The organism is Chryseobacterium indologenes (assembly GCF_002025665.1).
Taxonomy (GTDB): domain Bacteria; phylum Bacteroidota; class Bacteroidia; order Flavobacteriales; family Weeksellaceae; genus Chryseobacterium; species Chryseobacterium metallicongregator.
In genome coordinates this window covers 4,561,238-4,581,633 of record NZ_CP018786.1, presented here as the reverse complement: position 1 = coordinate 4,581,633, position 20,396 = coordinate 4,561,238, and the positions used below count along the sequence as shown (strand labels likewise).

19 protein-coding genes are annotated in these 20,396 nt (G+C 35.9%); 13 read left to right on the top strand and 6 right to left on the bottom strand.

Translation table 11 applies throughout. The features are described from left to right. Window positions 1–4 precede the first annotated feature (4 nt). From yajC to BUE84_RS20675, 3 genes are all read left to right on the top strand, one after another. On the top strand, window positions 5–367 hold the full coding sequence (gene yajC / locus BUE84_RS20685) for a preprotein translocase subunit YajC (RefSeq protein WP_079243320.1): 363 nt from the start codon (window positions 5–7) through the stop codon (window positions 365–367). A 140-nt stretch (window positions 368–507) separates the two neighbouring features. After that, the gene (locus BUE84_RS20680; protein ID WP_079243319.1) at window positions 508–1,242 is read left to right on the top strand and encodes an SDR family NAD(P)-dependent oxidoreductase; all 735 of its coding nucleotides are present in this window, start codon (window positions 508–510) and stop codon (window positions 1,240–1,242) included. A 271-nt stretch (window positions 1,243–1,513) separates the two neighbouring features. Further along, the gene (locus tag BUE84_RS20675) at window positions 1,514–2,359 is read left to right on the top strand and encodes a mechanosensitive ion channel family protein (RefSeq protein ID WP_079243318.1); all 846 of its coding nucleotides are present in this window, start codon (window positions 1,514–1,516) and stop codon (window positions 2,357–2,359) included. Between the two features lie 52 nt (window positions 2,360–2,411). Here the strand turns inward: BUE84_RS20675 and BUE84_RS20670 are convergent, their stop codons facing one another. Further along, complete coding sequence (locus tag BUE84_RS20670; protein WP_079243317.1) at window positions 2,412–2,957, bottom strand: hypothetical protein; 546 nt, start codon at window positions 2,955–2,957, stop codon at window positions 2,412–2,414. A gap of 168 nt (window positions 2,958–3,125) precedes the next feature. On the opposite strand from BUE84_RS20670, the gene BUE84_RS20665 reads away from it, so the two are divergent. Beyond that, window positions 3,126–3,695, top strand: a complete 570-nt coding sequence (locus BUE84_RS20665) for a Crp/Fnr family transcriptional regulator (protein ID WP_079243316.1) — start codon at window positions 3,126–3,128, stop codon at window positions 3,693–3,695. A gap of 149 nt (window positions 3,696–3,844) precedes the next feature. Further along, on the top strand, window positions 3,845–5,113 hold the full coding sequence (locus BUE84_RS20660) for an adenylosuccinate synthase (RefSeq protein WP_079243315.1): 1,269 nt from the start codon (window positions 3,845–3,847) through the stop codon (window positions 5,111–5,113). Window positions 5,114–5,180: 67 nt separating this feature from the next. On the opposite strand, the gene BUE84_RS20655 is transcribed toward BUE84_RS20660, so the two are convergent. The 3 genes from BUE84_RS20655 to BUE84_RS20645 form a co-directional block, all read right to left on the bottom strand. After that, on the bottom strand, window positions 5,181–6,512 hold the full coding sequence (locus tag BUE84_RS20655; protein WP_079243314.1) for a M12 family metallopeptidase: 1,332 nt from the start codon (window positions 6,510–6,512) through the stop codon (window positions 5,181–5,183). Window positions 6,513–7,028: 516 nt separating this feature from the next. Continuing rightward, the gene (gene aspS, locus BUE84_RS20650; protein WP_079243313.1) at window positions 7,029–8,783 is read right to left on the bottom strand and encodes an aspartate--tRNA ligase; all 1,755 of its coding nucleotides are present in this window, start codon (window positions 8,781–8,783) and stop codon (window positions 7,029–7,031) included. Window positions 8,784–8,921: 138 nt separating this feature from the next. Further along, window positions 8,922–9,284, bottom strand: a complete 363-nt coding sequence (locus BUE84_RS20645) for an ankyrin repeat domain-containing protein (RefSeq protein WP_079243312.1) — start codon at window positions 9,282–9,284, stop codon at window positions 8,922–8,924. A gap of 112 nt (window positions 9,285–9,396) precedes the next feature. Between BUE84_RS20645 and BUE84_RS20640 the strand changes: the two genes are divergently transcribed. Both BUE84_RS20640 and BUE84_RS20635 read left to right on the top strand, forming a co-directional pair. Continuing rightward, window positions 9,397–10,791 carry an MATE family efflux transporter gene (locus BUE84_RS20640; RefSeq protein ID WP_079243311.1) on the top strand — a complete coding sequence of 465 codons (1,395 nt, stop codon included), beginning with the start codon at window positions 9,397–9,399 and terminating at the stop codon, window positions 10,789–10,791. A gap of 184 nt (window positions 10,792–10,975) precedes the next feature. Beyond that, window positions 10,976–11,095 carry a 30S ribosomal protein THX gene (locus BUE84_RS20635; RefSeq protein WP_079243310.1) on the top strand — a complete coding sequence of 40 codons (120 nt, stop codon included), beginning with the start codon at window positions 10,976–10,978 and terminating at the stop codon, window positions 11,093–11,095. Between the two features lie 58 nt (window positions 11,096–11,153). Here BUE84_RS20635 and BUE84_RS20630 read toward each other — a convergent pair whose 3' ends face one another. Then, window positions 11,154–11,810, bottom strand: coding sequence for a DUF937 domain-containing protein (locus tag BUE84_RS20630; RefSeq protein WP_079243309.1), 657 nt, complete (start codon window positions 11,808–11,810; stop codon window positions 11,154–11,156). A gap of 111 nt (window positions 11,811–11,921) precedes the next feature. Further along, entirely contained in the window at window positions 11,922–12,431 is a 510-nt protein-coding gene (locus BUE84_RS20625; protein ID WP_079243308.1) for a DUF2480 family protein, read from the bottom strand. Window positions 12,432–12,509: 78 nt separating this feature from the next. Here BUE84_RS20625 and lpxB point away from each other — a divergent pair, with 78 nt between their 5' ends. From lpxB to BUE84_RS20595, 6 genes are all read left to right on the top strand, one after another. After that, window positions 12,510–13,613 (top strand): lipid-A-disaccharide synthase, encoded by a 1,104-nt coding sequence (gene lpxB / locus BUE84_RS20620; protein WP_079243307.1) that lies wholly within the window; start codon window positions 12,510–12,512, stop codon window positions 13,611–13,613. A gap of 39 nt (window positions 13,614–13,652) precedes the next feature. After that, window positions 13,653–14,744 carry a glycoside hydrolase family 99 protein gene (locus BUE84_RS20615; RefSeq protein WP_079243306.1) on the top strand — a complete coding sequence of 364 codons (1,092 nt, stop codon included), beginning with the start codon at window positions 13,653–13,655 and terminating at the stop codon, window positions 14,742–14,744. A 141-nt stretch (window positions 14,745–14,885) separates the two neighbouring features. After that, window positions 14,886–16,658 (top strand): ComEC/Rec2 family competence protein, encoded by a 1,773-nt coding sequence (locus tag BUE84_RS20610; protein WP_079243305.1) that lies wholly within the window; start codon window positions 14,886–14,888, stop codon window positions 16,656–16,658. A 145-nt stretch (window positions 16,659–16,803) separates the two neighbouring features. After that, window positions 16,804–17,466 (top strand): succinate dehydrogenase cytochrome b subunit, encoded by a 663-nt coding sequence (locus BUE84_RS20605; protein ID WP_034693075.1) that lies wholly within the window; start codon window positions 16,804–16,806, stop codon window positions 17,464–17,466. A 15-nt stretch (window positions 17,467–17,481) separates the two neighbouring features. Beyond that, complete coding sequence (locus BUE84_RS20600) at window positions 17,482–19,494, top strand: fumarate reductase/succinate dehydrogenase flavoprotein subunit (protein ID WP_079243304.1); 2,013 nt, start codon at window positions 17,482–17,484, stop codon at window positions 19,492–19,494. A gap of 24 nt (window positions 19,495–19,518) precedes the next feature. Then, the gene (locus BUE84_RS20595; protein WP_034693080.1) at window positions 19,519–20,286 is read left to right on the top strand and encodes a succinate dehydrogenase/fumarate reductase iron-sulfur subunit; all 768 of its coding nucleotides are present in this window, start codon (window positions 19,519–19,521) and stop codon (window positions 20,284–20,286) included. Window positions 20,287–20,396: the final 110 nt, after the last annotated feature.

The window sequence follows — 20,396 nt, the reverse complement described above, 5'->3', positions numbered from 1 at the left end:
CAATATGTTAACACTATTTTTACAGGCACAGGGTGGATCTTCACCTATGATGCTGATCATGATGGGGGTAATGTTTGTAGGGTTTTATTTCCTGATGATCAGACCTCAGATGAAAAAGCAAAAGCAGGAGAAAAACTTTCAGGAAAACCTTAAAGTGGGAACAAGAGTAGTTCTTACATCAGGTCTTCACGGAAGAATTGCTCAGGTTCAGGATGACGGTTTTGTTATCGAAACATTATCCGGAAAACTGAAATTCGAAAAAGCAGCAGTTTCAAGAGAAATGACTGAAGCTCGTTTTGGAGATAAAGCAAAAACTGCTGATAAGGCAGAAGACAAAAAAGAAACAGCAACTGAAGAAAAAAAATAATTCAGTCTGAAAAATATTTAGCTGCGGCGGGTGAACTTTGTTCACCCGCCGCAATTTTTTTACACTGGTTTGAAAAATTATGTCCATTTGTGGAAAACAATTAGTGAAATTAGTGTTTAATAAAAAATTATCTTTGCTTCATGAATCAAAACACAAACAAAACGGTTCTTATTCTGGGAGCCAATTCTGATGTTGCCAAGCAATGCATAAAACAATATATGGAAAAAGGGTTTTCCGTAATTGCAGCTTCCAGAAATACAACCTCTTTGAATGATTTCATTGATTCAAACAATCTGGATCGCTCAAAAGTCTCTGTTTCGTATTTTGATGCTGCTGATTTTGATTCTCATCATCAATTTTATTCCAGTCTTTCTGTACAACCTCATATTGTGGTTTATGCTGCAGGTTTTTTAGTAGATAATCAAAAAGCACTGACTGATTTCAAGGGAGCCAGACAAATGATGGAAGTCAATTATATGGGTGGTGTGTCTATCCTAAGCATTATTGCAATGGACAAAAACAATAAAAATCTTGAAAGAATCATTGGTCTATCTTCCTTGTCCGGAGTAAGAGGGAGAAAAAGCAATTTTGTCTATGGAAGTACAAAGGCTGCGTTTACACAGTTTCTGGCGGGATTGAGACAAGAACTAGCTTCTCGAAAAATAATTGTGAATGCCTTGGTTATTGGCTATATCAGAACAAAAATCAACGAAGGATTAGAACTGAATGAATCTCTGATCATGGAGCCGGATTATGTGGCCGGATTTATTGTCAACGCCGGAAATTCCTTTACCATTGTTCCGAACTTTAAATGGAAGATTATTTATCATATTCTGAGACTTTTGCCGGAAAGCCTTGCTGCAAAATTACCTTAAGTAATTTTCATTAATATTATTTTTCTTGGATAGCTTACACACTTCGGTATCGTTTTTGTAATTCTATGACCCAAAAATTATTTCTTCCTGCAAGATTCAATTTCTGAATGAATATTGAGTAAAGCAGAAATATTCTTTTCTGCTGTTAATCTATTTTTAAGGATAAAATATAATTTACTTTCACTCTACAGTGCAAGGTGGATTTCTTTTTTTCAATCCTGCAGAAGATGTCAATGCTTCATTGATATAAATAGTAAACACATAGTATAAAATGGACGATTTAGAACTGAACAAGATTCAACAACACTGGGACACCTTAATTTCTTCAGCAATCTCATGGGCACCGAGAATTTTTACTGCAATCATTTCTGCATTATTGATTTATCTTATCGGATCATGGATGATCAGAATGATTAAAAAACTGGTTGAAAAAGGTTTCAAAAAGAGAAATATGGAAGCTTCGTTGCAGCATTTTCTTTTAAATATTATCAACTGGGGACTTAATATTCTGCTGTTTATTGTTGTTGTGACGCAACTTGGAGTACAAACATCTGCGTTTGTTGCAATGATTGGTGCCGCAGGTTTAGCGGTAGGTTTAGCTTTACAGGGATCTTTAACAAATTTTGCAGGTGGAATCTTAATTCTGCTATTAAAACCATTTAAGATTGGTGATTTTATTTCTACCAATTCAGGGGTTTCAGGAACTGTAGATGCTATTGATATTTTTCATACAAAACTGATCACCCCACAAAACCAACTGATTATTATTCCTAACGGAGTAGTTTCAAATAACAGTATTACCAATTTTACCCAACTGGGAACAAGGAGAACATCACTGGATATCGGAATTGCCTATGATGCGGATCTTAAACAGACCAAGGACATTTTAATGAACGTTATCAAGAATAATCAATATGCTCTTGCAACGCCTGCCCCACAGGTGGTGGTTACTGAACTTGGAGACAGTGCTGTGAATGTATCCGTAAGAGTGAGTACTTCCACTGAAAATTTCTGGGCAATGAATGAAGAACTAATCATCGGTTGTAAAGAAGCTCTCGATAAAGCTGGAATCGGAATTCCTTTTCCACAGAGAGATATCCATGTTTACAATCAATAATTATATTTAATTTTTTTTAAGAAGCTCCTGCATTATTGTAATGTGGGAGTTTTTATTTTTCTTTTGTAGAATGTTGCTGAAGAAAATCTAATAAAATTTTATATTCATTCTCCTTAAACTCAGGTTCCGTAAAAATGAAATTAACCTTGTTATTAACCATATTTAAAATAAGGTATTGATCAACCATTTTATAATGAGTTTTATCCCAGACGCAGTTGATTGTATTGAATGGATTTTTAACAGTAATGCTGTCCTTGTGAAGGGTTATAAAACTGATTTCCTCATGTTTTCTTCTAAGATTTTCAATTTGTTCTTCTATCAAATTGAAGGTTTTATTTTTGGTACTGAAATATTGATATAAAAGAAGGAAAATATATCCTACAAATAAGAAACTACCATATTTAAAAATAACAGAAACAGGACCAAGATTCAAAGATTTTAGAGGAAGAAATCCTAGTGCCAGGAATAGAACAGCATATAGGATTGCTTTTTTTAGTTCAACGAAGTGCTTTTTCCATGTATACTGAAAGAAAAATCTCTGATTTTCCCACTCAATATTTTCATTGAAATATAATTGTAATTTTATAGGCTCCTCCATGATAAAAGTTTTGGATGCAAAAATATTGAAATTATTCAGTGTCGATAATACTTTTCACCTTAATAAATCTTTTTGTCCCTTTTTTTAAGGTTTTTACCAAATGACAATTGTTTTTATCGGTCAGTTTTATACCTTTATCTTACCGCAATCCGTGGGTAAAACAGAAATATGGAAGAGCTTTTTACTTATATCAAAAAATTCGGAATACTGAATCCTCAGGAGGAACTTTTGATTGCTGAAGGAATTCAGGAAATTAAAGTAAAGAAGGGAGAACCTTTTGTAGAGGCTGGGAAAGTAAGTCAAAGAATTGCTTTTGTAAAGGAAGGGGTTTTCCGCTCTTTATACTATAACAAACAGGGTGACGATTTTACCAGGTATTTTATCTATGAAGGTAGATTTATAGGAGATTTTCAAGGTTTTACCGATCAGCTGCCTGCTCATGAAGATATTGAAGCTATTACAGATGCTGTACTGCTGGTGATTAATCTTAAGCATTTTAAACTTCTGGAAGAGAAAATTGCAGTATGGCCGGTTTTGTTTGCAAGAATTCATGCGTTTGTTGTTGAGAATAAACTAAAGGTTGCCAGTATCATGCTCAACCAAGATGCGAAATCACGTTATATTCATTTTTTAAATCATTATCCGGGGCTTGCCAACAGAGTTCCACAATCTATGCTGGCTTCGTATCTTGGAGTCACTCCTTCTTCACTGAGCCGGATCAGGAGAAATATCGTATAAGATTTTGTGGGAGAGTAATAGAGTTGGTGAGTTGTTACTAATTTCTAGCATCTAGATTTTAATTTCTCAGTAAATCTCTTTTTGTCAAATGGCAATGGTCTTTCTTATTGACTGTCATAGCTTTGCTTCATAAAATTTAAAGTACGAATATGGATATTGTATTAGGATTACAATGGGGTGATGAAGGAAAAGGAAAGTTTATTGATCTGATCAGTGAAAATTATGACATTACAGCACGTTTTAATGGTGGATCGAACGCTGGGCACAGCATAGAGAGAAACGGACGAAGAATTACGCTTAAAATGATTCCTTCAGGGATCTTTATGAACGGAGTACAAAATGTGATCGGGACAGGAACCGTTCTGGATCCTGTAAGTTTCAAAAAAGAAATTGCAAATCTTCAGTTATTTGATGAAACGGTTCAGCCGGAAAGTAATGTGATTATTTCATTGAAAGCACACTTTGTACTGCCTACTCATAAGCTTCTTGATGTTTTTATGGAGGAAAGTTCTGATTATACAACCATCGGAACCACCAAAAACGGGATTGCACAGGCTTATTCAAATAAAATCTTAAGACAGAATGTAAGAATAGGAGATATGTTTGCTTCTGACTTTAGAAGCAGAGTACAGCACATTTTAGAAAGAGATTATAAGATGCTGATCGCAGGAGGTATGACACTGCCTTCTTTGGAGGAAATAAGTAATGAATTTTTTGAAGCGGTAGATTTTCTGAAAAAATTCAAATGCACAGAAACTGAAATATATTTAAACAATGCTCTGGCAGAAGGTAGAACAATCTTAGCTGAAGGTTCTCAGGCTGCCATGCTGGATATTGACCACGGAACTTACCCGTATGTAACTTCTTCTTCCACCACGGCTTCAGGAGCGAGCAGTGGACTTGGTGTTTCACCGAAAAGGATAGGTGAGATATTCGGGATTGCAAAAGCTTACTGTACAAGAGTAGGGAATGGTGTTTTTCCAACTGAATTATTTGATGAATTAGGTGAAGAGATCAGAATAAAAGGGAATGAGTTTGGTTCCAATACGGGACGTCCGAGAAGAACAGGCTGGCTGGATCTTCCTGCTTTGAAGTATGCTGTGATGATCAATGGGGTAACCCAGCTGGTTCTCACAAAAGCAGATGTTTTAAGTGGACTGAAATCCGTAGCAGTTTGTACCCATTATGAACTGGAAAATGGAGAGATCATAACTGCTTCAGGTTTACTTCCTGAAAACGGAAAACCTATACTAAAATGGATGAATGGATGGGAAGCTGACTTCTCTGCAATGAAAAGTCCTTCAGAATTACCCAAAGAAGTCAACGAGTTTCTTTCATTCTTGGAAGAAGAATTGGGAATTCCTGTGGCTTATCTTTCAACCGGGCCGGGAAGAAATGAGATGTTGAAATTAATCTAATAGATAGTTATAGAATAGAAAGAGGTTAGGGAGTTTATTTCCTAACCTCTTTTTTGTATGAAGAAATTTAGTTAACTTTTGTAAGGATAAAGCGTTGTTTTGTAGAAGGCTGAACCGTTTGATCAGTTGTGCCGATTACAATAGGGGTAAGATTGGTTGTTGTGCCATTTTTCACCTCTAATCTCAATGCTGGTGCGTTCTTAGGAGCAAATCCAAATCCATTATTTCCTAAATTAAATAATAACCATTTTTGAGAATCTGTATTTGCATTGGTTCTTAATTCAACAGCCGTTCCATTCGTTGTTCCATTACTTTTTACAGTTAATACCTTTGTAGGATCCAATAAAGATTTGATGATATAATAACCATGATCTGATTTGGTGAAAGTAAATCTCTGGTTATTCCCTGTAGAAGCTGAGTACAGAATGATGCTGGTGCCGTCTGTAGTTGAACTTCCTGAAATATCTACATTTTTATCACTCGCTAAAGCAGTTCCCATGGTATACGTTCCGTTAATGGCAGAAGTAGCATTAACAGGTCCATACAAATGATTGATTCCGGCATAATCACCTGCAGACAATCCTGTTCTTTGCTTGGTGAATGTAGATCCATCCAGCTTGGTCATTACAGGCTGACTTGAGTCTATAGCAAAGTCTGTAGACTGATACATCATCACTGAACCGAAATCAAACGCACCATGTCCTGCATAATCATTATAAAGATTGAAGTTATGACGGCTTCCTTCTACAGCCTTGTTAACATCTACAATGATGTACTGATCTCTATCCGGGCGACACTGCTCATGCATGATTCCCATAGAATGCATGATTTCGTGAGCAATAATGGCGGGATAAGTAATATTATAAATTTTTATACCGTTAACTCTGTTTTTTTGCCATCCAAGTGGAGAACTGTTGGACGTTGTATAAGTAAAGGTGATATATTCTGTTTGGTTGGTCCGTTCAACAAACTGCATGCTGGTCTGTGAAGAAATCATATCAAACGCTTTGTTGATATTGGTCAGGAACGTATTATAATTTTGAGTACTCAGACTTCCCTGGCTTGGTAATGTATAGTAGACGGTTGCATTCGGCCATGTCTTAATAAAGGAGCTTACAATGGTACTTTTCTCTGCAGTTGATATTCCGGGGTTAGCCTGCTTTTGTAATACATTAAACTGTTCTGGGCTAATCGTAATATCTTCTGCATAAAAATATTCTCCATTTACTTCATTGACATAGGTGTCTTTCCCGTCAATTGATAATTTGTGAATCTTTGCATTGTCTAGCTTCGTGGTGATAGGATCGATTGAATCAGTTTGAGGATTTTCAATGTCCGACCTACATGAATTCAGTGCCAAAACAAGGCATCCTGATAATAGTAATAGTTTGCTTTTCATATGATTTAATATTGGTTTGGTGATCAAGGTTTAAAATATGAACAGCTATATTATTATCATACGCATGAGATTATAAAAATACATCAATTCCTAAGTTTTGATTAAGTCTTCATTATAAATCAGCTGTGTAACGTAAATATATTAATAAAAATCATATTTACATATAACATAATATAATGATTGTTTTGTTGGATTTTTATTTTAAAAATGTATTTATTTCGTTTGTTTAGTTGTTTTAATTTAATTTTTACTATCGAATTTTAAATTTGATTATTTCACGAATATTTGATATAGTGTATAAAAATATACTTTTTGTTAGTGTAAGGTTTGTTTTGTTAGCAAATTGATAAATAATATTAGAATTTGTATGTTTTTTGATTCTAAATAATGCTACTTTATTAAAATTTATTTTTCAAAAATAGTGTCGTCAGTATAAAACATTAGGAAGTTCAGGGTGAGCTTTAGGCTTCTGTAATAAGAATATAAAAAAAGCGGGGCAAATACCCCGCTTTACATTTATGCTTTTAAATTCAATTGTAATTCTAATTCGTCGAGCTGTGCATCAGCAATCGAAGCAGGTGCATCGATCATTACATCTCGTCCTGAATTGTTCTTAGGGAAAGCAATATAATCTCTAATCACTTCGTTTCCGTCAAGAATCGCCACCAAACGGTCAAATCCGAATGCTAAACCTCCGTGTGGCGGAGCACCATATTTGAATGCATTCATCAGGAATCCAAACTGAGCTTCTGCTTCTTCTCTGGTAAATCCTAATAAATCAAACATTTTAGACTGAAGATCTCTGTCAAAAATTCTGATAGATCCACCTCCGATTTCGTTTCCGTTCAGAACCATATCATAAGCGTTGGCTCTTGCTTTTCCAGGATCTGTTTCCAATAAGTGGATATCTTCCGGTTTTGGAGACGTGAAAGGGTGGTGCATTGCATGGTATCTTTCAGTGTCTTCATCCCATTCCAATAGAGGGAAGTCAACTACCCAAAGTGGTGCAAATACATTTCCTTTTCTTAATCCCAAACGGTTACCAAGTTCCATTCTTAATGCGGAAAGCTGAGCTCTTACTTTATTTTCGTTTCCGGAAAGAATTAACATTAAGTCACCTTCTTTTGCTCCGAATTTTTCAATGATCTTTCCTAAATCTTCCTCGTTGTAGAATTTGTTTACCGATGAGGTTTTCACTCCGTCATTCTGGAATTTTGCCCAAACCATTCCTGAAGCACCAATTTGAGGACGTTTAACCCAATCCACAAGTTCATCGATCTGTTTTCTCGTATAGTCTGCACATCCTTCTACATTGATTCCTACTACTAATTCAGCATCATCAAATATTTTAAAGTCTTTTCCTTTTACCAGTTCATTCAGTTCTACGAACTCCATTCCGAAACGGATATCCGGTTTGTCATTTCCGTATTTTTTCATCGCCTCTGCGAAAGTCATTCTTGGGAAAGCTCCGAATTCCTGACCTGTAATATCTTTTATAAGAGTTTTAGTCATTCCTTCGAATACGTTCATAACGTCTTCCTGCTCTACGAAAGCCATTTCACAGTCGATTTGTGTAAACTCCGGCTGTCTGTCTGCTCTTAAATCCTCATCGCGGAAACATTTTACAATCTGGAAATATTTATCCATTCCACCTACCATCAAAAGTTGTTTGAAAGTTTGTGGAGACTGTGGCAATGCATAAAACTGTCCAGGATTCATTCTGCTTGGTACAACAAAGTCTCTTGCTCCTTCCGGAGTAGACTTGATCAAAACAGGGGTTTCCACTTCAATGAAACCTTCGTCAGATAAATAATTTCTTACTTTCTGTGCCATCTTGTGACGGAAGATCAGTTTATCTTTTACCGGATTTCTTCTGATATCCAGGTAACGGTATTTCATTCTTAATTCTTCACCACCATCCGTTTCATCCTCAATAGTGAAAGGTGGAAGCTGAGAATCATTCAGAATAGTCAGTTTTTCTACCAGAATTTCAATTTCCCCAGTTGGAATATTAGGGTTTTTGCTTACTCTTTCAATAACTCTTCCGGTAGCCTGAATCACAAATTCACGGCCCAGTTTTTTAGCTTCTTCCATCAATTGTGCAGAAGAGCGGTCCTGGTCAAAAACCAGCTGGGTAATTCCGTAACGATCTCGAAGATCTACCCAAATCATAAATCCTTTATCACGGATAGTCTGTACCCATCCTGATAGTGTAACTTCTTCATTCAGATTTTTCAGAGATAGCTCTCCGTTGGTGTGTGATCGAAACATAATTATTTGTTTAAAGTTCAATGTTTAAGGTTCAATTCCGAACCTTGAATTTTTCGTTGGCAAAGATAAGATTTTTGCAGGTTTTATAAATAAAAAAAACTCCCTTTCGGAAGTTTCATATATTGTTTTTAGATTTTTTTAGATTCTGTTACCACCTTTTGCGATTAGAATTCTCTTTACTTCTTCGCTGCCTTTTGTTTCATCAGCTACTTCAAGAGGAGTTTTATTCTGACATTTTTTATTCACATTCGCTTTGTTATCCAAAAGGAAGTTGATAATATTCTTTCTGTCAGACATTACGCTGAAGCCAAGGGGTGAATAAAGTATATTTCCCACAAGGAAACATTTGTTGTAATCTCCTGGAGCAAACTGTTTTTTGAATGTTGTTATATCATCAGAATAAATGGCTTTCATCTTTTCCTGACTCATCTTCTGGGCAGAGAACATGCTGCCGGACAGTAACATTCCAAATAGAAAAGTAGTAGAGATTATTTTTTTCATAAGGATAATTTTTAAGAATATACAAATCTAAATTAAATTTTATTACCAATTGCTAAGTTTTTCTAATAATTGGATTTGTATTTTTGGGATTACATAAAATATTAATTGCGAAATGACAAAATATATTGAATTTTTGAAAAAAGCATTCAGCGGTGAAGAAACTGATTTTACCAAAGTGAACATCAGAAGTGCTGTGCTGCTTTTGGCAATTCCCATGATGCTGGAAATGGCTATGGAATCCGTATTTGCGCTTGTTGATCTCTATTTTGTCGGCCATCTGAAAGAAAGCGGTTTTGCTATCCAGACGGTGGGGCTTACCGAATCTGTACTTTCGATAATGTATTCTATTGCCATTGGGATGAGTATGGCGGCTACAGCTTTGGTAGCAAGAAGAATTGGTGAGAAAAATCTGGAACAGGCTTCCAGGAGTGCAGCGCAGGTATTACTCGTTTCCTTTGCGATTACTTTTATTTTAAGCTTGTTGGGAGTGATCTTTGCAGAAGAAATTTTAATCCTGATGGGTTCAAAGCCTGAAGCAGCAGCTTATGGGAAGAATTTTACCAGAATTATGATGGGAAGCAGCACGATTATTATGCTTTTGTTTTTAATTAATGGGATTTTCAGAGGAGCCGGAAATGCTATGATTGCTATGAAAAGTTTATGGATAGCCAATATTGCTAATATCATTCTCTGTCCGATTCTGATAAAAGGCTTAGGACCTGTTCCTGCTTTGGGACTAACGGGAGCTGCTTTGGCAACAACAATAGGACGTAGTATTGGTGTTATGTATCAGCTGTATCATCTTTTGGTAGCCGATACTCAGATAAGAATTAAGCTTCCTTATTTTAAACCGAATTATGCATTAATCAAATCCATTATAAAAATTGCAACTCCCGGAATTTTTCAATTTGTCATTGCCTCATGCAGCTGGATTTTCCTTGCAGAACTTGTTGCAACTACAGGAGGAGAGAATGCATCGGCAGGTTATCAGACAGCTTTAAGATTAATGATGTTCTTTATGCTTCCAGCATGGGGATTGAGTAATGCTGCATCTACGTTGGTAGGGCAGAATATGGGAGCGAATGAAATGCTGAGAGCAGAACAGTCGGTGATGAAAACCGTGAAATATAATGTCATTTTTATGCTGGTGGTAAGTTTGATTTTCCTTTTTATGGGGAACTTTTTAGTTGGTTTTTTTACTCAGGAAATGGCTATTAAAGATTTTGCTAAAAATGCGCTTCAGATTATGAGTATAGGATTTATTTTCTATGGAATCGGGATGGTGATGATCAATGCCTTTAATGGGGCTGGTGATACATGGACTCCTACCTGGGTTAATCTTTTTGGATTCTGGCTGTTTCAGATTCCGCTGGCTTATTTCTTATCAAAATATCTTGATATGGGACCCAAAGGAGTTTTTATCTCAATTCCTGCCGCAGAAACTTTAATTACGATTGTTGCCTTTATCTTATTTAAAAAAGGAAAATGGAAGACGATAAAAGTGTAGGAGATGGATGCTACTTAAGCCTTAAGTATACAAATTGTTTTTTAAGAATAATTAATTTGCAGATCAATAATAAAAATAACTTCCAGTTTCCCTCCCTAATTTATAAAACTTTAACAGCTTCATTAATTGGATTTTAGTGTTGTATTTTCTAAATTCGTAGAACAACAAATACATATATAATACTATGGGAAAAGGAGACAAAAAATCAAGAAGAGGAAAAATTAATTCCGGAAGTTATGGTAAAAGAAGACCTAAAAAAGCTTCAAAATCATTTCCTGCTTCTGCAGAAAAATCTAAAAAGTAATTAAAAATAAAAAGACCGAAGATCATAACTCCGGTCTTTTTTATGAAAATTAAATTAATTATTTACCTCCCAAAATATTACCAAGGATGCTGCCTAAGCCGCCGCCTTGTTGTTGGTTTCCACCACCCAATACACTTCCCAGAATATCGTTCAAAGGATTTCCTGATGATTGAGATTGTCCGCCTCCTCCTCCTAAAACACTTCCAAGAATGTCATTTAAAGGATTAGACTGCTGAGCTTGTGCCTGATTGGAAGCATTTCCAAGGATTCCTCCTAGAAGATCTCCTAAACCTCCTGCTCCTACATTGCTCTGTTGTTTTTGCTGTCCGATATAACCCATTACTACAGGTGCAAGCATTGCAAGAATAGGACCTATTTTATCTATTGAAATTCCAGTGTTCTGTGACAGTTGGTTTTCAACAGTACTTTTTTGCCCACCGAAGATATGATCAAGAATAGATCCTCCTTCAGCCTGTCTTGCTTCAATTTGTGAAGCATCATTTAAAATACTTCCGTTGTGGTCTTTATCTAAAGCATTATTTAAAGCTTCTGCTTCTTTAGCATCCTGAGATTTATTTCTAAGATAAGAAATAATAAGAGGGGTAGCAACAGCTAATAGGGCGATTACCTGGTTTTTATTGATTCCGAATTTGTTTTCAGCCTGTTCAGCAACCTGGTTGCCTGTGTTCCCTGTAAGTAGGTCAATTAAACTCATTTTTTGTGTTTATTTAGTATTAAGTACACCAAAGTTATCAAAAAATATGCCTCACAAATTGACCGTCTTTCATAATTATTGTTAAAGTTTCTGAGAGCTTTTCAGAAAGCCTTAGTTTTTAATGATAGGAACGTTTGAACACGCTTCTCCGAACATTAGAGATTTTACAATAGGTTTCAGTTGTTCTACCAATTCAATATAAGCATTTTCAGGAATTTCTTTATCTGAACATCCTTTTACAAGGACTCTTTTTCCTCTCATTTCCTCAAAATCATGAGTCTGGATCGCATTATGCATTAAAATAACTTCCAGATCCTCGCGGCTTCCAAAAACTACTTTCTTTGCTACATCGGTAATTTTTGCTGTTAAAACAAAATAAGCCCAAAGAGGAATAATAGTGTCTACAGAATTGTAAATGTATATATAAGCGTCTTTATATTGTTCCGTATCGATAGCGTCTACCTTTTCGCGGAAATCTTTTTCTTTCAGGATCATTTCCTGAAAAAGGAAATCTTTAAGGTCTATACCCTTTCTTTCCCCTTTTGGCAGTAAAGTGGTAAGGTCAAAATTGATAAGGCCGCTTTCTGCAACTTTATTCCGGATTTCAAATTCTTCTGACATTTTTTATCATTATCTTTGAACAAATTTACGAATTAAGATCATATCTGTCTTAATTTGTTCTCTATCCTTACTATAGAAATGAAGTATTATATTATTGCAGGAGAAGCTTCCGGTGACCTGCATGGAAGCAATCTGATGAAAGCCTTACAACAAAAGGATCCGAATGCGGAATTCAGATTTTGGGGCGGTGACCTGATGAAAGCTCAGGGCGGAACGCTGGTGAAACATTATCGTGACCTTGCCTTTATGGGATTTCTGGAAGTAGTGATGAACCTCCGTACTATTCTGAATAATATTAAATTCTGTAAAGAGGATATTCAGAAGAACAGACCTGATGTTTTGATTCTGGTAGATTATCCGGGATTTAATCTGAGAATTGCCAGATTTGCCAAAGAATTGGGAATCAAAGTGGTTTATTATATTTCTCCACAGCTTTGGGCATGGAAAGAAGGCCGCGTAGAGATTATCAAAAAATATGTGGATGAAATGATGGTTATTCTTCCATTTGAAGAAGAATTTTATAGAAAACATGGAGTACATTCTCATTTTGTAGGTCACCCGTTGCTGGATGCTATTTCGGATCTTCAGGAAATAAGCATTGAAAAATTCAAATCGGAGCATGGGTTGAATGAAAAAGAAATTATTGCATTACTTCCGGGTTCCAGAGAACAGGAAGTAGAAAAGATGCTTGAAATAATGCTTTCCGTAAGACCGCAGTTTCAAAACTATCAGTTTGTGATTGCCGGAGCCCCAAGTCTTCCAAAAGAATTTTATCAGAAATATGTAGATGATAATGTTCATTTTGTTTCTAATAAAACCTATGATTTGCTAAGATGTTCAAAAGCTGCTTTGGTGACTTCCGGAACAGCTACGTTGGAAACCGCTTTGTTGAATATCCCTGAAGTGGTGTGCTATCGTGGAAGTAAGATTTCCTATGCTATTGCTAAAAGATTGGTGAAAAATATCAATTATATTTCTCTGGTTAATCTGATTATGGACAGAGAAGTGGTGAAAGAATTGATTCAAAATGATCTGAATACTAAAAATCTGGTAGAAGAGCTCAATAAAATTTTGTCAGGAGAAAAGAGGGAGCAGGTTTTGAATGACTATAGCCTTCTTAGAGAAAAACTTGGCGGAAAAGGAGCCAGCGATCATGCTGCTGAGGTGATATTGAAAGTATAGTTTGTGCTGATTTTCTGATTATTAATCTACTTTTTAACTATGAATTATTGTAACCGTTTACTGTTATTCCTGACTTTTGTATTATTTTTCACAAACAGTTTTGCCCAGCAGAACAGTGTAAGAGATAAGGTTCAGATATTTTATTACGGCTGGTACGCCAATCCTGCAACAGATGGAGATTATCAGCATTGGAATCATGAGATTCTTCCTCACTGGAGTAATCCGAAGTGGAATAATCTGGGGCATCATAAAGGAGGTGATGATATCGGAGCTAATTTTTACCCGGCTCTTGGTAACTACAGTTCCAATGATCCGAAAACTATCGAGCAACATATGAAAATGATTAAAGACTCCGGAGTAGGAGTGGTTGTCGTAAGCTGGTTGGGAAAAGATTCGTTTACGGATAAAAGTCTTATCAAGTATTTAGATATTGCAGATCGGTTTGATTTAAAAATAGCATTCCACATTGAGCCCTTTTATAAAAACACTTCGGAATTAAAAGAGCAGCTTTCTTACCTGTTAAAAACGTATTCCAATCATCATGCATTCTATAAAAAAGAAGGAAAACCTCTGTTTTATGTGTATGACAGCTATAAAATTTCTAAAGAAGAATGGATGAAAATATTATCCAAAGATGGAGCGGAAACAGTCAGAAACACGTATTTAGATGCTCTTTATATCGGACTTTGGGTTGAGAAAGATGATGCTAAATTTTTCGATTCGGCAGGCTTTGATGGTTTCTATACCTATTTTGCCAGCGAAGGATTTGTATATGGAAGTACAACGGCTAATTGGGATTTTATGGCCAACTTTGCTAAAGATCATCATCTGATTTTTATTCCGTGTGTAGGTCCTGGTTATTCCGATACAAGAATCCGACCGTGGAATGAAGCTAATTTCAAAAGCAGAGATCATGGAAAATATTATGAGAAAATGTTTGATGCTGCCAGTAAAGTAAATCCTGAGTTTATTGGAATTACATCATTCAATGAATGGCATGAAGGAACGCAAATAGAGCCTGCTATTCCTAAAAAAGCAGTAGATTTCAAATATGAAGATTACGGGAAAGATCCTTTATTTTATATCAAAGAAACGAAGCGTTTGACGGATAAATTTTTGAAAAAGAGATAATATACTTTTAAACGTAATTTTTAGTAAAAAAAATTAAGCGTTCTGTTAACATTTTTAATGAAGACAGAGCGCTTATTTAGTTTTTAAAGAGGTCGTGAATTTCCCATTCATTGCCTATTTTAAAAGGATAATTAATGGATATTGAACAAACAACCTCTTCTTATTCTGGCAATATGCTTTATTCTTGGAATTCTTTTTCAGGATAGAGTGGTATTAGCAGAGATCGTTGTTGATGGAGTGGGAATAATATGCTCAATATTGTTGATTTTAATCTGTTTTCATTCTTATCTTCTGCATAAAACCAAAATTGTTTTATTGATGCTTCTGTTGTTTGGAGCAGGAATTGTTCTTCATTTCTATAACACTTCTTCATCGGTTGATAAACTCCCCATAAATAAGCATGAAACGGTTTTATTTAAGATCTCTCAGAAACTAAATTCTTCGGAAAAATATAGAAAATATGAAGGCATTGCACAGGCGAGAAATGCATGTTTTAATTCAATTTTTTATGTTCCAAAAGAGAGTAAAGAGTTAGATTTTATTCACTACTACAAAGCTAAGGTTTACATTACGAAACCTCAGATTCTGTCATATGATTTTCAATTTGATTATGCTCAATATCTGAAAAGAAAACATATGGATTGCCAGGTTTATCTTTCAAAAGAAATTATATCTGCTGAACGGAATGACTTAACGTGGGCAGATCAGCTTAGGCAATATAGGTTTGAAGTTCTTAAGAAAATTGATAAAATAGAAATTTCAGCAAAAACTAAAGAATTTCTAAAAGGTATTATTCTGGCAGACCGAACAGAAATTGATGCAGGCACTGTTAGTGATTTCAATAAGTCCGGGTTGGTTCATTTTCTGGCTATTTCTGGAACTCATATTGTGGTTGTTTTTGGGATGTTCTACTTTTTTCTGATTCGGTTTGCTCCTTTGCAATTCAGAAAATATGCGGTTGTTTTCAGTTTGATTTTTATCTGGTTGTTCGCTGCTTTTATTGGATTTGGTAATTCAGTATTACGGTCTTGCATCATGTTGAGTGTTTATTTCATTTTTGTTTTGCTTCAGCGAAAGCCGGATCTGCTTCATGCATTGGCTTTATCTGCTTTTTTTATTCTAATCGGAGATACACAACAGCTTTTTGATGTAGGTTTTCAGCTTAGCTTTTTGGCTGTTCTGGGAATTTATTGGCTGAATCAGCCTCTGCTGAAATACTTCCCAAAACAGGATAATTATATTAAAAAACTTCTGTTTAACACGATTACAATATCTTTATCTGCACAGTTGGCAACACTTCCTCTGGTATTGTACTATTTTCATCAGTTTTCATTGATATCAATCATTGCCAATTTTGTTATTGTTCCTTTTTCTGAATTAATTATTATTTTCTCTTTTTTAATAACAGTTCTTATTTCTTTTGGGATTGATTTTGCACTTATAAATGGTATATATGATGGGATTATTCAGTTTTTACTGAAGGTAATCCATTGGTTTGCTGAAGTGGATGTACTGTTCTTTGAAAATATTCCAATGAATGGGATAGAAGTGATGTCAGTATCAGTGTTTGTCTATTTGCTAAGAGCAGCTATACTGAAATTCAATATGAAAAATACGATGAGGTTGATGATGACAGCATTACTATTTCTAATGATAAGAAGCGGAATCACGGCTTTTGAAAATCAGAAGGAAGAGATATTGGTTCATCATTTTAACAGAAACAAAATTTTTTCAGTGAAAAATGGTGACAGAGTCTGTTTCTGGATTTCGGATATGAAAAATAAGACGAAGATTTTACAGTATATAGTCAATCCATATTGTGCTTCCAGGAGAGTAGATCATTTTGAGATAAAAACCTTGTCACCCTCCATTCAAAAAGTGGTTTTCAGGAATAAGATTTATGATCTGAAATGATGGTTCTGAATTTAGCCATTTTCCTGTATTTATAATGGGTGAAAATCTTATTTAGAAAGATTACAAACTGTCTATTTGTGAGATTTCTCACTTTTCGATATTGTTAAACTTTCTTAATTTTGTGGAAATTCAAATTTAAACTTATATGGCAGGTTTAACGAGTTCTACGATAGGTAGAAAATACGCTATGGCATTATCAGCTATGTTTTTGCTGATTTTTCTTATACTGCATTTGACAACCAATTTGTTATCAGTTCTAAACAAGGATGCATTCAATACAGCATCTGACTTTATGGGCTATAATCCTTTTGTGCAGTTCTTAATGCAGCCTATTCTTGGTTTTGCAGTAATTTTCCATTTTGTAATGGGATTTGTACTTGAGATCAAGAATAATAAAGCGCGTCCGGTAAAGTATGCAGCTAACAACGCATCAGTGAATTCTTCATGGATGTCCAGAAATATGATTATTTCAGGAGCTGTTATTTTAGCTTTCTTGGCGCTTCACTTATATGATTTCTGGCTACATGAAATTAATTACAAGTATGTAGAAGGATTGACTCCTGATGCAGAACGTTTCTGGCCGGAACTTCATGAAAAGTTTGCTGATCTTTGGAGAGTGGCTTTGTATGTAATCTCTTTTGTTCTGCTAGGATTACACTTAGCGCACGGATTCCAGTCTTCATTCCAGTCTATCGGTGCGAGACATCCAAAATATACGCCGGTGATCAAAGCTTTCGGGACATGGTATTCAATCCTTATCCCTGCAGGATTTATCATCGTTGCAGTTTTCCATTTTATAACTCAATAATATCAATATACTAGTATGAGTAAATTAGATTCAAGAATTCCAGCGGGTCCTCTTAAAGACAAGTGGAAAAATCATAAAGACCATATGAACCTTGTTGCACCAAACAACAGAGATAAGATTGATATTATTGTTGTAGGTACAGGTTTGGCAGGAGGTTCTGCTGCAGCTACATTAGCTGAGCAAGGATATAATGTGAAAGCATTCTGCTACCAGGATTCTCCAAGAAGAGCACACTCTATTGCAGCTCAGGGAGGGATCAACGCAGCTAAAAATTACCAGGGAGACGGTGACTCTACTTACAGATTATTCTATGATACCATTAAAGGTGGTGACTATAGAGCAAGAGAGGCCAACGTTTACAGATTAGCTGAAGTTTCTGCAAATATTATTGACCAGTGTGTTTCCCAGGGAGTTCCTTTCGGGAGAGATTATGGCGGTCAGCTAGATAACCGTTCATTTGGTGGGGTTCAGGTAAAAAGAACTTTCTACGCAAAAGGACAAACAGGGCAGCAGTTATTATTAGGTGCTTATTCTTCAATGAGCCGTCAGATCGGTAAAGGAAGAATCAAAATGTATAACCGTCATGAGATGTTAGATCTTGTTATTGTTGACGGAAAAGCGAGAGGGATTATCGCAAGAAACCTTGTAACAGGTGAAATTGAAAGACATTCTGCTCACGCTGTAGTAATCGCTTCTGGAGGATACGGAAACGTATATTTCCTTTCTACCAATGCAATGGGATCTAACGTTTCTGCTGCATGGAAAATTCACAAAAAAGGAGCTTACTTCGCAAACCCTTGCTACGTACAGATTCACCCGACTTGTATTCCTGTTCATGGAACACAGCAGTCTAAACTGACTTTGATGTCTGAATCATTAAGAAACTCAGGAAGAATCTGGGTTCCTAAAAAACATGAAGATTCGGTAGCAATCAGAGAAGGTAAATTAAGACCTGAAAATATTAAAGAAGAAGATAGAGATTATTATTTGGAAAGAAGATACCCTGCATTCGGTAACCTTGTACCTAGAGACGTTGCGTCCAGGGCTGCTAAGGAAAGATGTGATGCTGGATTCGGAATCGAAAATAATGATACTCAGGAAGGTGTTTACCTTGATTTCTCTACAGAGATCATGAAAAAAGGTAAAGAATCCGCTATCGAAAAACATATTCATAATCCAACAGATCAGCAGATCTATGATTTAGGTAAGAGCTGGGTAGAGGAGAAATACGGTAACTTATTCGTAATGTACGAAAAAATTACTGCTGATGATCCTTACAAAACTCCAATGAAGATCTATCCTGCAGTTCACTATACCATGGGTGGTGTATGGGTTGATTATAACCTTCAGTCTACTATTCCGGGATGTTTCGTAATCGGTGAAGCTAACTTCTCTGATCACGGTGCAAACAGATTGGGTGCTTCTGCATTGATGCAGGGTCTTGCTGACGGATATTTCGTACTTCCTTACACGATTGCAGATTACCTTTCTGCAGATATCAGAACAGGAGCTATTCCTACGAACTCAGGAGCGTTTGACGAAGCTGAAAAAGGAATTAAAGAAAAAATTGAATTCTTCTTAAACAATAAAGGAACTCATTCTGTAGACCATTTCCACAAACAATTAGGAAACATTATGTGGAATAAAGTTGGAATGGGAAGAACTCCTGAAGGATTAAGAGAAGCAATCAAAGAAATTGAAGAAGTAAGAAACGATTTCTGGAAAAACGTAAAAGTACCAGGAGAAGGAGAAGGGATGAACACTGAACTTGAAAAAGCATTCAGAGTAGCAGACTTCCTTGAACTTGGACAATTAATGGCTATCGATGCACTACACAGAAATGAATCTTGTGGTGGACATTTCCGTGAAGACCATTCAACTCCGGATGGAGAAGCGGAAAGAGATGACGTAAACTACAAATACGTCGGAGCTTGGGAATATCAAGGAAACGATATCAACACAGAAGTGTTGCATAAAGAAGAATTGATATACGACAACATCGAGGTTAAAACTAGAAGTTATAAATAATCTCCAACCTATAAATATAACATTATGAGTGCAAAAAAAGGCTTACATCTTACGCTGAAAATTTGGAGACAAAAAAATAGTAAAACTAAAGGTCAGTTTGAGACCTATAAAATATCAGATGTATCTACAGACTCTTCATTTTTGGAGATGTTGGATATCCTGAACGAAAACTTAATTAACGAAGGAAAAGAACCTATCGCTTTCGACCACGACTGTCGTGAAGGAATTTGCGGTATGTGTTCTCTTTACATCAATGGTAGAGCTCACGGGCCTGATACAGGTATTACAACTTGTCAGCTTCACATGAGAATGTTCAAAGATGGTGAGACGATCGTTATTGAACCTTGGAGAAGTGCTGCTTTCCCTGTAATCAAAGATTTGATGGTAGACAGAAGCGCATTCGACAGAGTAATGGCAGCAGGAGGATTCATTTCTGTGAACACTTCTGGTAATACATTGGATGCTAATGCAATCCCTGTTCCTAAAGAAGATGCAGATAAAGCAATGGATGCTGCAGCTTGTATCGGATGTGGAGCGTGTGTAGCTACATGTAAAAACGGATCTGCAATGTTATTCGTTGGAGCAAAAGTTTCTCAGTATGCATTACTTCCACAAGGTAGAGTAGAAGCTAAGAGAAGGGTTCTGAACATGGTGAAAGCTATGGACGAAGAAGGTTTCGGAAACTGTTCAAATACCGGAGCATGTGAGGTAGAATGCCCTAAAGGTATTTCTCTTGAAAACATCGCAAGAATGAACAGAGAATACATGGCTGCTCTTGCAGATCAAGGATAGAATTGATTCAAATATATAAAAAATCGCCTTCATTTTTGGAGGCGATTTTTTTATGAAAAAGTTAACCCTGTTAAAGTTTGTTAACTTATTGACTGATCTTCGTTATTCTT